The sequence below is a fragment of the Pseudomonas sp. WHRI 8519 genome, from assembly GCF_040224055.2.
Lineage (GTDB): Bacteria > Pseudomonadota > Gammaproteobacteria > Pseudomonadales > Pseudomonadaceae > Aquipseudomonas > Aquipseudomonas putida_X.
Genome location: NZ_CP167996.1, coordinates 3,558,128 through 3,571,914 on the forward strand (window position 1 = coordinate 3,558,128; position 13,787 = coordinate 3,571,914).

A 13,787-nucleotide genomic window follows, 5' to 3' on the forward strand; every position below is an offset into this window, starting at 1 on the left:
AATTTCTCGTATACAAAAATGAACATTTCTGGTTACATCAACCCGCGCCTACGACAGTGGTAATCGCTGCTGCGTATTGCGACAGGCTAAAGCCATGTACTACCCCTATCTGCTCATTCCCTTCGAGCGCCCCTTGCGAATCGACGCATTCGCCGTTCACCCGTTGCCCTTTGCACCCCTCCACCGCCTTACGCCAAGTCTTAGTGACCCGGCGTCGTCGGTGCGTGCCCGGCTGCGCTGACCGGCCCTGCTGCCCACACCGTGTTTTCCAAGCCGGGCCTGGTTGCCGCGATAACAACCAGGTGTCCGCACTGACAAATTGCACCCCGCCCTTAGCGGGAAGGAATACCTATGCCAAAGACTTTGCTGATCAAGAACGCCGAACTGCTGGTGACGATGGACGGCGAGCGCCGCGAAATCAGACGCGGCGGCCTGTTCATAGAAGACAACCTGATCAAGCAGGTCGGCCCCAGCGACGAACTGCCCCAGCATGCCGACGAGATTCTGGACATGACCGGCAAGGTGGTCATCCCGGGGCTGGTCAACACCCACCATCACATGTACCAAAGCCTGACCCGCGTGGTGCCAGCGGCCCAGGACGGTGAACTGTTCAACTGGCTGACCAACCTTTACCCGATCTGGGCACGGTTGACGCCCGAGATGATCGCGGTGTCGACCCAGACCGCGATGGCCGAACTGATCCTCTCCGGCTGCACCACCTCCAGCGACCACCTGTACATCTACCCCAATGGTTGCAAGCTCGACGACAGTATCCACGCCGCCGGGGAAATCGGCATGCGTTTCCATGCCGCGCGCGGCAGCATGAGCGTGGGTCGCAGCCAAGGCGGCCTGCCGCCAGATTCGGTGGTGGAAAAGGAAAGCGATATCCTCAAGGAGTCGCAGCGCCTGATCGAGGACTACCATGACGCCAGCCATGGCTCGATGCTGCGCGTGGTCGTGGCGCCCTGCTCGCCATTCTCGGTCAGCCGCGACCTGATGCGCGAAGCCGCGGTACTGGCACGCAACTACGGGGTTTCACTGCACACTCATCTGGCTGAGAACGTCAACGATATCGCTTACAGCCGCGAAAAGTTCGGTATGACACCGGCTGAATACGCCGAGGACCTGGGCTGGGTCGGCCATGATGTGTGGCACGCGCACTGCGTGCAGCTCGACCAGCACGGCATCGAGCTATTCGCCCGTACCGGCACCGGCGTCGCTCACTGCCCGTGTTCGAACATGCGCCTGGCCTCCGGTATCGCGCCGATCCGCAAGATGCGCGACCACGGGGTGCCGGTAGGCCTGGGGGTCGACGGCTCGGCCTCCAACGATGGCGCGAGCATGATCGGTGAAGTGCGCCAGGCTCTGCTGCTACAACGTGTCGGCTTCGGCCCTGATGCGATGACCGCCCGCGAAGCGCTGGAAATTGCCACCCTGGGCGGTGCCAAGGTACTCAACCGTAATGACATTGGGGCATTGGCACCGGGCATGGTCGCCGACGTCGTCGCCTTCGACCTCGGCCATGTCGCCTACGCAGGCGCCCACCACGATCCGCTTGCGGCCTTGGTGTTCTGCACCCCGACCCAGGTCCACACCAGCTTGATCAACGGCCGTGTAGTGGTCAAGGATGGGCGCATCACCACCGTCGACCTGCCGCTGGTACTGGAGCGCCACAACCAGTTGGCCCGCCAGCTGGTTAGCGGCGACTGATACCGGCATGCAAGCCCGTGGAGCGGCGCGCGGGCGCCGCTTTGCCGGGCCCTGCGCAAGGCGCTGTCACAGCACCTTCACCGCCCGACCGATGAACTGCACCGGCCCGGTTGGGCGTCCGGTCGGCGAGCCACCGGCCCTTTCCAGGGTCAACTCAAACAGTTGGTTGGGCTCCAGCGGGGGCAGGCCATCGGCGGGCACGCGGTATTGCTCGCCAGGTTTGACCAGGCCCAGCGACAGTGGCGCCTGCCACTGTTCGCCCTTGGTCCAGAACTGCAGCACCTTGTCGCTCGGTACCGCGAACTGCCCCAAGGGTATCAGCTGAATGCTGCGTGTATCGCTTGCCTGCACCACCCAACCCGGGGCACTGTCTGCCGGCGCAACCAGCACCACCAGGTAGGAAGGCTCTGGCGGTTTGGCGGTGAGCAGCGTGAAGGCCAACAACAGGCTGGCAACCAGGCCTGCACCGGCCAGGCCCTGCCACAGCACCAAGCGATGCCACCAACGCTCGGCCTGCGCTGGCGGCCCGACGCGCTGCGGCTGTTGCTGTGCGTCGACGCTGCGGCTGATCCGCGCCCACAACCGTGGGCTGGGCGCCAAAGGCTCAGCGAGCGCATTCAACGCCAGTAGCCGCTGCTCCCAGGCATCCACGGCAGCACGCAACTGCCGATCCTCCGTAAGGCGTTTACGCACAGCCTCATGCTGTTCAGCCGACAAGGTACCCAGCACATACTCCCCGGCCAATTCATCGAGTGCGTCGGCGGTCTCGCCTTGTGGCTTCTTCATCCCATGCACTCCCGCAACGCCTTCAGGCTGCGTTTGATCCAGGCTTTGACGGTGCCCAGCGGCGTGTTCAGCAACCCGGCGATTTCGGCATGGCTGCAACCGTCGACATACGCGTGCAGGATGCACAGCTTGCGTGAAGGCTCCAGTTGCTCCAGGCAACGGTGAACCTTGGCCGAGTCCGCCATGAGATCGATATCACTGGCATAGGGCAACGGGACTTGTGCGCTGTCGAACGCTTCTTCATCCAGCACGACTTCGCGCCGGGTGTCGCGTATGTAATTGAGCGCCAGGTGCCGGGTCACGCTATAGATCCAGCCCCGCGCAGAACCACGTGAAGCATCGAAGCTGGCTGCGCGGGACCATATCCGAATGAACGCATCGTGCAGGATGTCTTCCGCTGTAGCGTGGTCACGGGCGATACGGCGCACCACACCTAACAGGCGTGCGCCCTCCTCCTCGTAGAGTGCATGCAGCGCTCGGCGGTCTCCCTCTGCGCAAGCTTCAAGGCAACGCTGAAAATCGAAAGGGGGCAAAGGTGAGTTCAATGCAAGGTCAGCCCTGTAGTCCCTGGACGGTTCCCCCGGCCATTGGGCCGGGGGGCTGTCGATCAGCGTAGACGCCAGTGGCTCACCTGCCTATACGCACTGCCATCATTTTGCCGCCCAGAAGATATAGTCGGCCTGGTAGTCGACGATTTTGCGCTCACCTTTGTTCTGCATCGAGCAGGCAGTTGCCGGGGCGACCCCGCCACGGGTAGCCACGCGCTGGATATAGCTCACACCCGTCATGGCGCCTTTACCTTCGGCCGGGCTGGCCTGAACCAGTTGGTAAGGCAGGTCGCCCTTGCCCGCTGGCGCCACGGCCAACTGGGTGCCGGTGACCTTCGAACCGTCTTTGGCCTGCCAGGTGGCTGGGGGGCCGAAGTAGTCGCCCACCGCCTTGCCAGACCTGTCCTTGAGTACCGCTTTGGGGCCGACGAATGTCCACTCGGTCTGGCCGGGTGCATTGGCTTTGTCGCGGCATTCGTAGGTGACCTGGCCCACACCGACGGTTTCGAGCATGACGCTGTGGCCGTCCGGAACCTTGACCGCGGCCGGCAACGCGGATTGAGCGTGTGCGGCTTGGCTGGCCACGATCAAGACTAAGCCGCCTGTGAGCATCAACATGGTAACTGGGCTGTTCATGGTGCAAATCTCCTGGCGAGTAATCGACAGCGCGAAGTCGCGCTACCGGTAATACCCGCCAGGTTGCAGATTGGATGCACCTGCAGAAAAAAATGTGCACCCACTCGCCCGTTACCCGGCTCGCCCATCAGCCAACTTGGGCGGGTGCGGCCTTGGCTGCCTTGCGCAGGCTCCATACACCCCAGGTCACGCCGATCACAGCCGCGATGACCGAGCCGGACAGCACGCCAAGCTTCGCCGCGCCCAGAACGCCAGGGTCAGAGAACGCCAGGTTGGCAATGAAGATCGACATGGTAAAGCCGATGCCCGCCAACAGCCCGATCAGCGTGATGCCGTGCCAGGTAACGCCCGCCGGCAGCGCACACCAGCCCAAACGGACCATCAGCCAACTGATCGTCACGATACCCAACGGCTTGCCCAGCACCAGCGCCACAGCGACGCCTGTCATCACCCAGTGAGGGCCATCGGCAGACAGGTCGACACCAGACAGCCCGACACCGGCGTTGGCCAGGGCGAACAGCGGCATGATCGCGAAAGCCACCCAAGGGTGCAGATGGCCTTGCACGCGCAGCACAGGAGCAACCAGCTCCCGCTGCGCCACACGCAGGTTCTTCAACGGGTTCATCAACTCGCTGTCATCGATCTCCGGTGCCTTGGCGCGCCCTAGCAGGTCGTCGGTGAAGCGGGTAACGGCCTCCAGCGGGCGCTCGCCCAAGGGCATCGCCCTGACCGGTGTCATCAGGCCGAGCACCACGCCCGCCAAGGTGGGGTGGGCACCGGTCATCAACATACCCAGCCAGGTGATGAACCCGGGGATGACGTAGGCATAGGCCGTACCGACACCGATCTTCTGCAGGCCGAGCACCAGCAGCAGGCCGATGCCAGCGACGCCGAAGCCACTGTAATCCAGGCCACCGGAATAGAAGAAGGCAATGATCAGCACGGCGATGATGTCGTCGATGATCGCCAGGGCGAGCAGGAACACCCGCACATTGGAAGGAATCGACTTGCCCAGCAGCGCCAGTACACCCACCGCAAAGGCAATGTCGGTGGCGGTGGGCACAGCCCAGCCCTCTTGCGCGGGTGGCGAATGATTGAACGCCAGGTAAATGAGTGCGGGTACCACCACACCGCCGACTGCTGCCGCCATCGGCAACGTGGCCTGGCGCAGGCTGGACAGCGCGCCTTCATGGATTTCGCGACGGATTTCCATACCCACGACCAGGAAGAAGATGGTCATCAGGCCGTCGTTGATCCAGAAGTGCAGTGACTGGGAATAGACCAGGGAGCCGAGGCCGAAGCTTATCGGCGTGTGCCAGAGGGCGTCGTAGCTTTCGGCAGCGGGCGAATTCGCCCAGATGAGTGCTGCAACCGCGGCGATCAACAGTACGACACCGCTCACGGCCTCGATGTGCAGAAAGCGCTCGAAGTTGGCGAATGCACGCTGGGCAAGCTGCTGGGCACGGGGCATTGCATGTTTTTGCATGGGCACAAGAACTCCCGCACGGCGGCCCGACCTGCGTAGTTATTTAACCTGCGTCACTGCTTCATGCAGCTAGCACCCGCGGGCATTCTAACCACATGGCCTGCCCCACGTCATCCATTGTCGGTCTCAGGCCAACGCAGCTGCATGAACAAATCTTCATAGTGCCTGTGAGCGCCCGGGTTGCGGGGTGAAACGCCGGATGCTCGGTTGTGCGCATGGCAGCTGTCTTGAGCAGAGCCCCCGGCACGCGTAGCATCGCCGCCCCGCATGCTTGTGGGAGCCGGCCTGCCGGCGATTCGAGTGCATGGCACTCGTCTACATCCATGTTGGCTGGCCTGGCGTAGTCGCCGGCAGGCCGGCTCCCACAGGTTTCGCGTTCAGCCGACACATCACCGCCCATGCCCCAACCGATCCCTCTCAAAGACCACGAAAAGGAAAAGCACCTGGTCAACCGCCGGCTCCTGGCTTGCGCTGCCCTGGTCTTCAGCCTGGTCGCCGTGCTGGTCGGCCGTCTCTACGTGCTGCAAGTACTGCAACACGACCAGCAAAGCGCGGTATCGGAAAACAACCGCGTACACGTACTGCCCATCGCCCCCGAGCGCGGGCTGATCTATGACCGCAACGGTGTGGTACTGGCCGACAACAAGCCCAGTTTCGACCTGACCATGACCCGAGAGCGCGCCGGCAACCCGGCCAAGGTGCTCGATACCCTGATCCAGGTTCTGGGTTTGAGCGAGGATGAGCGCAAGCAGTTCGACAAGGACCTGCGCCGTGGGCGCAAGCCGTTCGAACCGGTCACCCTGATGGTTGGCCTGACCGAGCAGCAGATCGCCCTGGTGGCAGTCAACCAGTTCCGCCTGCCCGGCCTGGATGTCGAACCGCAGTTCATCCGTGAATACCCGTTGGCCGAGCACTTTGCCCACTCGGTCGGGTATGTCGGGCGGATCAACGAAAAGGAAGCCAAGACCCTCGACAGCACCGAGTACCGCGGCACTCAATCGATCGGCAAGACCGGTATCGAACACTTCTATGAAAGCCAGTTGCACGGCCACGTCGGCTACGAAGAGGTCGAGACCAACGCCCAGGGCCGGGTGATGCGCGTGCTCAACCATCAGGACCCGATCCCCGGCAAAGACATCCACCTCAGCCTCGACGCGCACCTGCAACTGGCCAGCGAAAAGGCCCTGGGTGACCGCCGCGGCGCGGTGGTGGTGCTCGACCCGGCCAACGGTGACGTGCTGGCAATGGTCAGCAACCCAGGCTTCGACCCCAACCTGTTCGTCAAGGGCATCAGTTTCAAGCAATACGCCGCCCTGCGTGACTCCATCGACCGGCCGCTGTTCAACCGCGTGCTGCGCGGGCTGTATGCACCGGGCTCGACGGTCAAGCCGGAAGTGGCCATCGCCGGCCTCGACAGTGGCGTGATCACCCCCGGCAGCCGGGTGTTCGACCCGGGTTACTACGAGCTGCCCAACTACGCGCACAAGTACAGGAACTGGAACCGCAGCGGCGATGGCTGGGTGGACATGTACACCGCCATCATGCGCTCCAACGACACGTACTTCTACGACCTGGCGCACAAGCTCGGTATCGACCGCCTGCACGACTACATGGCCGAATTCGGCCTTGGCCAGAAGGTCTCGCTGGACATGAACGAAGAGGCTTCGGGGTTGATGCCGTCCGCTCAATGGAAACGCGCCACCCGCCGCCAGGCCTGGTACCCCGGCGAAACGCTGATCTTGGGCATCGGCCAGGGCTACATGCAGGTCACCCCGCTGCAGTTGGCCCAGGCCACCAGCCTTCTGGCCAGCAAGGGCGTATGGCACCGCCCACACCTGGCTTTGACCGTGGGTGACGAAACACCGGTCGACCCGAACCCGATGCCGGACATCGTGCTGCACGACCGGCACGCCTGGGACCAGGTCAGCCAGGGCATGCAGATGGTCATGCATGACCCGCGCGGCATTGCCCGCGCCGCCGCCGCCGGCGCGCAGTACCGCATCGCTGGCAAGAGCGGCACGGCGCAGGTGGTGGCGATCAAGCAAGGTGAGCGCTACAACCGCAACAAGACACTGGAGCGCCACCGTGACAATGCCCTGTTCGTCGGCTTTGCACCCGCTGACCACCCGCGCGTGGTCGTGGCGGTGTTGATCGAGAACGGTGAGGCCGGTGGCCGGGTGGCCGGCCCTGTGGTGCGCGAGGTGATGGATGCATACCTGCTGGATGACCAGGGACACCTGAAACCGCAGTATGCCGGTGATGCAGCGCCCAAGCAGGTTCCACACGCCTGAGGCTGCCCGGCAAACTGATCGCCGGCCCCATAGTCACATTTCGGTCACGCTACCGTCGTAATCTGCCGGGCAATTCTGTGCCAAAGGTCGCCCGGCATGCTCCGTCTGTTGCTCTTGCTGCTTCACCTGCTCCCGCTGACGGCCGTGGCCGACCCCGTACACCTGCGGGTGCAAGGGTCCAACACCATCGGCGCGGCGCTGTTGCCCGCGCTGGTGCAAGGGCACCTGTGGGCGCAACAGGCAACGGCGATCGAGCAACGCCCAGGCGCGCTGGCCAACGAGACCGTGATCACCGCCGTAGACGCCCACGGCCAGCCGCTGCGCATCGACATCGCGGCGCACGGCTCGAGCACCGGCTTTATCGCGCTTGGCCGTGGCGAGGCCGATCTGGCCGCAGCGTCTCGCCCCATCAACGATACCGAGGTGCGCCAGCTCAAGGCGCTGGGCGACTTGCGTGCAGCCGGCGCCGAGCAGGTGATCGGGCTGGATGGCGTGGCAGTGATCGTCCACCCCGATAACCCCCTGCCGCAGCTCACCACTGCGCAGTTGGCTCAGGTGTTTTCCGGCGCTATCGGCACTTGGGAGCAACTGGGTATCGCGGGGGGGCCGATCCACGTGTATGCCCGCGACGATCGCTCCGGTACTTTCGAGACCTTCAAGGCGCTGGTGCTGGAGCCGCATCAAGGTGAACTGGCCCCCGGAGCACAGCGCTTCGAGTCCGGTGACAGGCTGGCCGACAACGTGGTTGCCGATCGCCAGGCCATCGGTTTCAGTAGCCTGGCAGCCGTGCACGGGGCCAAGGTGCTGGCAATTGCCGAAGGCAATGCGCCGGCCATGCTACCTGACCGCCCGCAAGTGGCCAGCGAGGACTACCCCCTCTCGCGCCGGCTGTATCTGTATCTGCCCGCCAACGCCAAACCTCAGGCCAAGGCTCTGGCGGAGTTCGCGCAAAGCCCTGCTGGCCAGTCGATCGTCGCTGAGCAGGGGTTCGTTTCACAGCAGATCCGGCCCCTTGCAGTGCCGGCGCAAGCCGACATGCCACCGCGCTACCGCAACCTGGCCCAGCAAGCGCAACGCCTGAGCGTCAACTTCCGCTTCCAGGAGGGCAGTGCCAGCCTCGACAACAAAGCCCTGCGCGATGTACAGCGGGTCGCCGACTACCTGCGCCAGGCCGGCAAGCTGCAAAGCAAGGCGGTGCTGGTCGGCTTTGGCGACCCCAAGGAAACACCAGGCCGCGCCGCCCTGCTCTCGCGCCTGCGAGCACAGGCGGTACGCCGTGAACTGGCGCGCGATGGTGTGGAAGTGCTGGAGGTCACCGGCATGGGCGACGAGCTGCCGGTCGCGGGTAACGAGCTGGAACAGGGGCGCTTGCGTAACCGCCGGGTGGAGGTTTGGGTGTACTGAGGCAGGCCGCCGCGCATGGGCTCAGGCAAAAATTTGTAACAGCACGCCACTCGGCATCACAGGGAAATGGGGCTAGGCTCAAATCCATGTGATACCGGGCCCCTCTGACGGCTGCGCGCCGCCATGTCGGATCACTGTTGCCATGCAACGTCGACAATCAAGGAGGGGCTCATGACAGCTCTACAGACCTTTCTCACAACCCCATTTCTCGGCACCAGCACCTGGTTGTGGCTGGTGTTCCTGGCCATCGTCATCGGCCTGCTGGTACTCGACCTGGGTGTGCTGCACCGCAAAGAACGCGAAATCGAAATGCGCGAAAGCCTGCTGCTGTACTCGGGCTATTTCAGCGTGGGCGTGTTGTTCGGCGCGTGGGTCTGGTACGAACTGGGCGCGCAGTCGGCGCTTGAGTTCTACACCGGCTTTTTGGTCGAACAGTCCTTGTCGATGGACAACGTGTTCGTCATGGCGATGATCTTCGGTTTCTTCGCCATCCCCCGCCGTTACCAGCATCGGGTACTGTTCTGGGGCATTCTGGGTGTGGTCGTCCTGCGCGCGATCATGATCGGCGTGGGCGCGACACTGGTGCAGAACTTTGAATGGGTGCTGTACATCTTCGGGGCATTCCTGCTGTTTACCGGGGTAAAAATGGCGCTTTCGAAAGAAGACAGCCACCCCGACCTGGCCAACAACCCGGTACTCAAATTCGTCAAGCGGCACATGCGCGTGACCGACCAGATTCATGGCTCACACTTCTTCGTGCGCCTCACCCCGCCAGGCGAGAGCAAGGCATTGCGCTATGCCACACCGCTGTTCCTCGCGCTGGTGCTGATCGAGCTGGCCGACCTGGTGTTTGCGGTCGACAGCGTGCCGGCAATCTTCGCTATCACGCAGGACCCGTTCATCGTCTACACCTCGAACATCTTTGCCATTCTGGGTTTACGCTCGCTGTACTTTGCCCTGTCGGCATTGATGCACCGCTTCGTGTACCTCAAGTACGCGCTGGCGCTGGTGCTGATCTTCATTGGCTGCAAGATCTTCTACCACGGCATGGTCGGCAAGGTGCCGGCACTGCTGTCGCTGGGCGTGACTTTCGGCTTGTTGCTCGGTGGGGTCGTGGTGTCGCTGATCAAGACCCGCGGCGAGAAAGCGGTCGTGGGCGACGTGCAAGGGGAGCAGCTCCCACCCAAGCAGCCCGAAAGCGCCAAAAAGGAAGAAGACCCGCAATTGCGGGTCTGATCCCCTCCATCTGCTGCGTACATTGCTTTCAGAACACTGAGCAAGCGTTTATCGAGGCCGCGCTCACCGCCCGCTACGCAACATTTCAACCGGCACATATTTGCCGATCTCGTACTTGCCGATCGCCGCCCGGTGCACCTCATCCGGCCCGTCAGCCAGGCGCAAGGTACGCTGCATCGCGTACATGTATGCCAGCGGGAAATCCCCACTCACCCCTGCACCACCATGGAGCTGAATGGCGCGGTCGATCACCTTCAATGCGACATTCGGCGCCACCACCTTGATCTGTGCGATCTCACTGCGCGCCACCTTGTTGCCGACCGTGTCCATCATGTATGCCGCCTTCAGGGTCAGCAGCCGCGCCATGTCGATTTCCATGCGTGAATCAGCGATCTTGTCGACATTGCCGCCCAGCCGTGCCAGCGGCCGGCCGAACGCCGTGCGCTCGACCGAGCGCCGGCACATCAACTCCAGCGCTCGTTCGGCCATGCCGACCGAGCGCATGCAGTGGTGAATACGGCCTGGGCCCAGGCGCCCCTGAGCGATCTCAAAGCCGCGACCCTCACCAAGGATCACGTTTTCGTAGGGCACACGCACGTTTTCGAACAGCACCTCGGCGTGGCCATGGGGGGCGTCGTCGTAACCGAACACAGGCAACGGCCGAACGATCTTCACCCCCGGTGCGTCAGTCGGCACCAGCACCATCGAGTGCTGCTGGTGGCGCGGCCCGTCAGGGTTGGACAGGCCCATGAAGATCATCACCTTGCAACGCGGGTCGCAGGCCCCGGAGGTCCACCACTTGCGGCCATTGATCACCCACTGATCACCGTCACGCACGGCAGTGGCGGCCATGTTGGTGGCGTCCGAGGAGGCTACGTCAGGTTCGGTCATGGCAAATGCCGAGCGAATCTCGCCCCGCAGCAGCGGCTCAAGCCACTGCTGCTTCTGTGCCTCGCTGCCATAGCGCACCAGCACTTCCATGTTGCCCGTGTCCGGCGCCGAACAGTTGAAGGGCTCCGGCCCCAGCAGCGAGCGGCCCATGATCTCGGCCAGGGGCGCGTACTCCAGGTTGCTCAGGCCGGCACCGTACTGCGACTCCGGCAAGAACAGGTTCCACAAGCCCTCGGCGCGGGCCTTGGCCTTGAGCTCCTCCATGATTGCGGTAGGTTGCCAGCGGTCACCTTCTGCGACCTGGCGCTCGAACACTGGCTCGGCGGGATAGACATGGGCATCCATGAACGCGGTGACGCGCTCGCGCAGAGCCTGGACCTTGGGTGAATAGGCGAAATCCATCGGGGCTACCTTCACGGTTCGAAGTACATGGGCAGAGCCTAGAGCAGCACAGCTCAATCCACCTAGTCTATTTTCTGCGTGTATAAACATTCATAACCGATATATGATCGGCCGATAATTCCAACAAAGAGCGGCGCCCATGAACCTCAGCAAGGTCGACCTGAACCTGTTCATCGTCTTCGATGCCATCTATACCGAAGCCAACCTGACCCGCGCCGGGCAGATCGTCGGCATTACCCAGCCAGCGGTTTCCAACGCGCTCTCGCGCCTTCGCGAAACCTTCAACGACCCGTTGTTCGTGCGCACCGCCCAGGGCATGGTGCCGACCCCCATGGCGCAGAACATCATCGGCCCGGTGCGCAACGCCTTGGCGCTGCTGCGCACCTCGGTGCAGGAAAGCCGCATCTTCAACCCGCAGCAGGCCAACAAGACCTTCCGCATCAGCATGACCGACCTTACCGAAGCGGTGATCCTGCCCCCGCTGTTCCAGCGCCTGCGGCGCCTGGCGCCTGCGGTGCTGATCGAGAGCTTCCTGTGCAAGCGGCGTGAAACCACCAAGGAGCTGGCTGCAGGGCGCCTGGACTTTGCCGTCGACGCGCCGTTGAACACCGATCCGCAGGTGCGCCATGTCAAGCTGATGCAGGACCGCTACGTCTGCGCCGTACGCCAGGGCCACCCGCTGGCCGACGCCAAGCTCTCCGTCGAGAGCTACCTGGGCATGACCCATATCCATATCTCCAGCCGCCGAAACGGCCTGGGCTATGTCGACCTGGCGCTGGGCAAGATGGGTGTGCAACGCAAAGTCGCCCTGCGCTCGCAGCATTACCTGATGGCTTCCCAAGTGCTGCAACAGACAGACATGGCGATGACCGTGCCAGAACGGTTCGCCCGCCGCCACCAATTGCGCTACCAGCCTTTGCCGGTGGAAGTGCCTGCGCTCGAGACGCACCTGTACTGGCACGAGAGCACCGACCAGGATCCGGCCAACCGCTGGATGCGCGAGCAGATCATCGAGCTGTGCCAACGGGTAGTGGCTGAAGAAGAGCGGAGTTTGGAAAGCGCGTGAGGGTCGGCCAAAGTTATAAAACGACCTACGATCATTCACTTTTGGAGAATAGTTTTCTACGGAAACGGGTAAACCATGAAAACAAGGGCAAAAATTTTCGCAGCGCCCGGGGTACGCTTGCTGTCAGGATCGCCGAACCCGCGGCGACAGCTACGGACCCAACACCATGCCCAGCGCCCCACTCTATTTCGACTACGCCGCCACCACACCGGTAGACGACCGCGTCATTGAAACCATGCTCACCTGCCTCGGCCGCCAGGTGAACTTCGGCAACCCCGCCTCCTCGGGTCACGCCTACGGCCAGCGGGCTCGCGAGGCCGTGGAGCAGGCTCGCCAGCAAGTGGCCAAGCGTGTCGGGGCGAGCGCTGAAGAGCTGGTATGGACATCGGGCGCCACCGAGTCCAACAATCTTGCGCTCAAAGGCATCGCGCAGGGCATTGGCCAGCCAGGCCACCTGATCACCAGTGCACTCGAGCACAAGGCCGTACTCGATACCGTCAGCGAACTGGAGCGCCAGGGCTGGGCAGTCACCCGCCTGGCCCCGGACGCTGCCGGCCTGATTCAGCCCTACGACGTACAGGCGGCCCTGCGCGAGGATACCCGCCTGGTCTCGCTGATGGCAGTCAACAACGAACTGGGCACCGTCACCGATTTCTCTGCCATTGGCGAGCGCGTGCGTGCCCATGGCGCCCTGCTGCACGTGGATGCGGCCCAGGCGGTGGGCAAGCTGGCCATCGAGTTGCGGGCGATGGCGGTAGACCTGATGTCGTTTTCTGCCCATAAGGTCTATGGGCCAAAAGGGATTGGCGCGCTGTATGTCGGCCCTCGCGCACGCGCCTGGATGCGGGCCCAGATCCACGGGGGTGGCCATGAGCTTGGCCTGCGCTCAGGCACCCTGCCTACCCATCAGATCGTTGGCATGGGCAGCGCCTTCGCCCTGGCCGGCCAGCCTGGCGACAGCGAGCATCAGCGCATCGAGCAGCTCGCCCGGCGGCTGCGCGAAGGGCTGCTGGCCGTGCCTGGGGTCCGCCTCAACGGCTGCGCCCGCCAGCGCGTAGCGCATACCCTGAACCTCTGTATCGAAGCCCCGAGCTTCAACAGCCTGGCGCTGGCCAGTGAGCTGGCGCTATCGAGCACCTCGGCGTGCAACTCGGCGAGTCACGCGCCGTCGCATGTACTGCTGGCGCTGGGGCTGGATGAGGCGCAGGCGCGCAAAAGCGTGCGCTTGAGCATCGGGCGGTTTACCAGCGAAGCGGAGGTGGACAAAGCGATCGAGGTGTTCGAACGCTCAGTTGCGGGCGCTTCGCTGGCCTTGTGGTGAACCTGGCGTT

Annotated in this window: 11 protein-coding genes; 6 read left to right on the top strand and 5 right to left on the bottom strand. The window is 63.4% G+C overall.

Annotated elements, in window-relative coordinates; genetic code table 11:
• Positions 1-351: 351 nt before the first annotated feature.
• On the top strand, positions 352-1,710 hold the full coding sequence (locus ABRP30_RS16245) for an 8-oxoguanine deaminase (RefSeq protein ID WP_267816689.1): 1,359 nt from the start codon (positions 352-354) through the stop codon (positions 1,708-1,710).
• A gap of 66 nt (positions 1,711-1,776) precedes the next feature.
• On the opposite strand, the gene ABRP30_RS16250 is transcribed toward ABRP30_RS16245, so the two are convergent.
• The 4 genes from ABRP30_RS16250 to nhaA all read right to left on the bottom strand — a co-directional run bounded on the left by ABRP30_RS16250 (position 1,777) and on the right by nhaA (position 5,166).
• Positions 1,777-2,496, bottom strand: a complete 720-nt coding sequence (locus tag ABRP30_RS16250) for an anti-sigma factor domain-containing protein (RefSeq protein ID WP_267816691.1) — start codon at positions 2,494-2,496, stop codon at positions 1,777-1,779.
• Complete coding sequence (locus ABRP30_RS16255; RefSeq protein ID WP_267816693.1) at positions 2,493-3,041, bottom strand: sigma-70 family RNA polymerase sigma factor; 549 nt, start codon at positions 3,039-3,041, stop codon at positions 2,493-2,495. Before ABRP30_RS16255 ends, ABRP30_RS16250 begins: the two co-directional genes overlap by 4 nt.
• Positions 3,042-3,146: 105 nt before the next feature.
• Positions 3,147-3,662 (bottom strand): DUF3455 domain-containing protein, encoded by a 516-nt coding sequence (locus ABRP30_RS16260; protein ID WP_372490496.1) that lies wholly within the window; start codon positions 3,660-3,662, stop codon positions 3,147-3,149.
• Positions 3,663-3,807: 145 nt separating this feature from the next.
• On the bottom strand, positions 3,808-5,166 hold the full coding sequence (gene nhaA, locus ABRP30_RS16265) for a Na+/H+ antiporter NhaA (protein ID WP_267816696.1): 1,359 nt from the start codon (positions 5,164-5,166) through the stop codon (positions 3,808-3,810).
• 398 nt (positions 5,167-5,564) lie between these two features.
• Between nhaA and mrdA the strand changes: the two genes are divergently transcribed.
• From mrdA to ABRP30_RS16280, 3 genes are all read left to right on the top strand, one after another.
• Positions 5,565-7,457, top strand: a complete 1,893-nt coding sequence (gene mrdA / locus ABRP30_RS16270; RefSeq protein WP_267816698.1) for a penicillin-binding protein 2 — start codon at positions 5,565-5,567, stop codon at positions 7,455-7,457.
• Between the two features lie 96 nt (positions 7,458-7,553).
• Positions 7,554-8,861, top strand: coding sequence for a substrate-binding domain-containing protein (locus ABRP30_RS16275; protein ID WP_267816700.1), 1,308 nt, complete (start codon positions 7,554-7,556; stop codon positions 8,859-8,861).
• A gap of 171 nt (positions 8,862-9,032) precedes the next feature.
• A complete protein-coding gene (locus tag ABRP30_RS16280; protein ID WP_267816702.1) occupies positions 9,033-10,097 on the top strand; it encodes a TerC family protein in 1,065 nt (354 codons plus the stop codon).
• Positions 10,098-10,160: 63 nt separating this feature from the next.
• On the opposite strand, the gene ABRP30_RS16285 is transcribed toward ABRP30_RS16280, so the two are convergent.
• A complete protein-coding gene (locus tag ABRP30_RS16285) occupies positions 10,161-11,390 on the bottom strand; it encodes an acyl-CoA dehydrogenase (protein ID WP_241805218.1) in 1,230 nt (409 codons plus the stop codon).
• Positions 11,391-11,529: 139 nt separating this feature from the next.
• On the opposite strand from ABRP30_RS16285, the gene ABRP30_RS16290 reads away from it, so the two are divergent.
• A complete protein-coding gene (locus ABRP30_RS16290; protein WP_267816705.1) occupies positions 11,530-12,456 on the top strand; it encodes a LysR family transcriptional regulator in 927 nt (308 codons plus the stop codon).
• Between the two features lie 166 nt (positions 12,457-12,622).
• Positions 12,623-13,777, top strand: a complete 1,155-nt coding sequence (locus tag ABRP30_RS16295) for a cysteine desulfurase family protein (protein ID WP_267816707.1) — start codon at positions 12,623-12,625, stop codon at positions 13,775-13,777.
• Positions 13,778-13,787 lie beyond the last annotated feature (10 nt).

Coding starts and splice junctions, on each gene's coding strand:
- ABRP30_RS16245 (WP_267816689.1), top strand. CDS start 352: ATGCCAAAGACTTTGCTGATCAAGAACGCCGAACTGCTGGTGACGATG.
- ABRP30_RS16250 (WP_267816691.1), bottom strand. CDS start 2,496: ATGAAGAAGCCACAAGGCGAGACCGCCGACGCACTCGATGAATTGGCC.
- ABRP30_RS16260 (WP_372490496.1), bottom strand. CDS start 3,662: ATGTTGATGCTCACAGGCGGCTTAGTCTTGATCGTGGCCAGCCAAGCC.
- nhaA (WP_267816696.1), bottom strand. CDS start 5,166: ATGCAAAAACATGCAATGCCCCGTGCCCAGCAGCTTGCCCAGCGTGCA.
- mrdA (WP_267816698.1), top strand. CDS start 5,565: ATGCCCCAACCGATCCCTCTCAAAGACCACGAAAAGGAAAAGCACCTG.
- ABRP30_RS16275 (WP_267816700.1), top strand. CDS start 7,554: ATGCTCCGTCTGTTGCTCTTGCTGCTTCACCTGCTCCCGCTGACGGCC.
- ABRP30_RS16280 (WP_267816702.1), top strand. CDS start 9,033: ATGACAGCTCTACAGACCTTTCTCACAACCCCATTTCTCGGCACCAGC.
- ABRP30_RS16285 (WP_241805218.1), bottom strand. CDS start 11,390: ATGGATTTCGCCTATTCACCCAAGGTCCAGGCTCTGCGCGAGCGCGTC.
- ABRP30_RS16290 (WP_267816705.1), top strand. CDS start 11,530: ATGAACCTCAGCAAGGTCGACCTGAACCTGTTCATCGTCTTCGATGCC.
- ABRP30_RS16295 (WP_267816707.1), top strand. CDS start 12,623: ATGCCCAGCGCCCCACTCTATTTCGACTACGCCGCCACCACACCGGTA.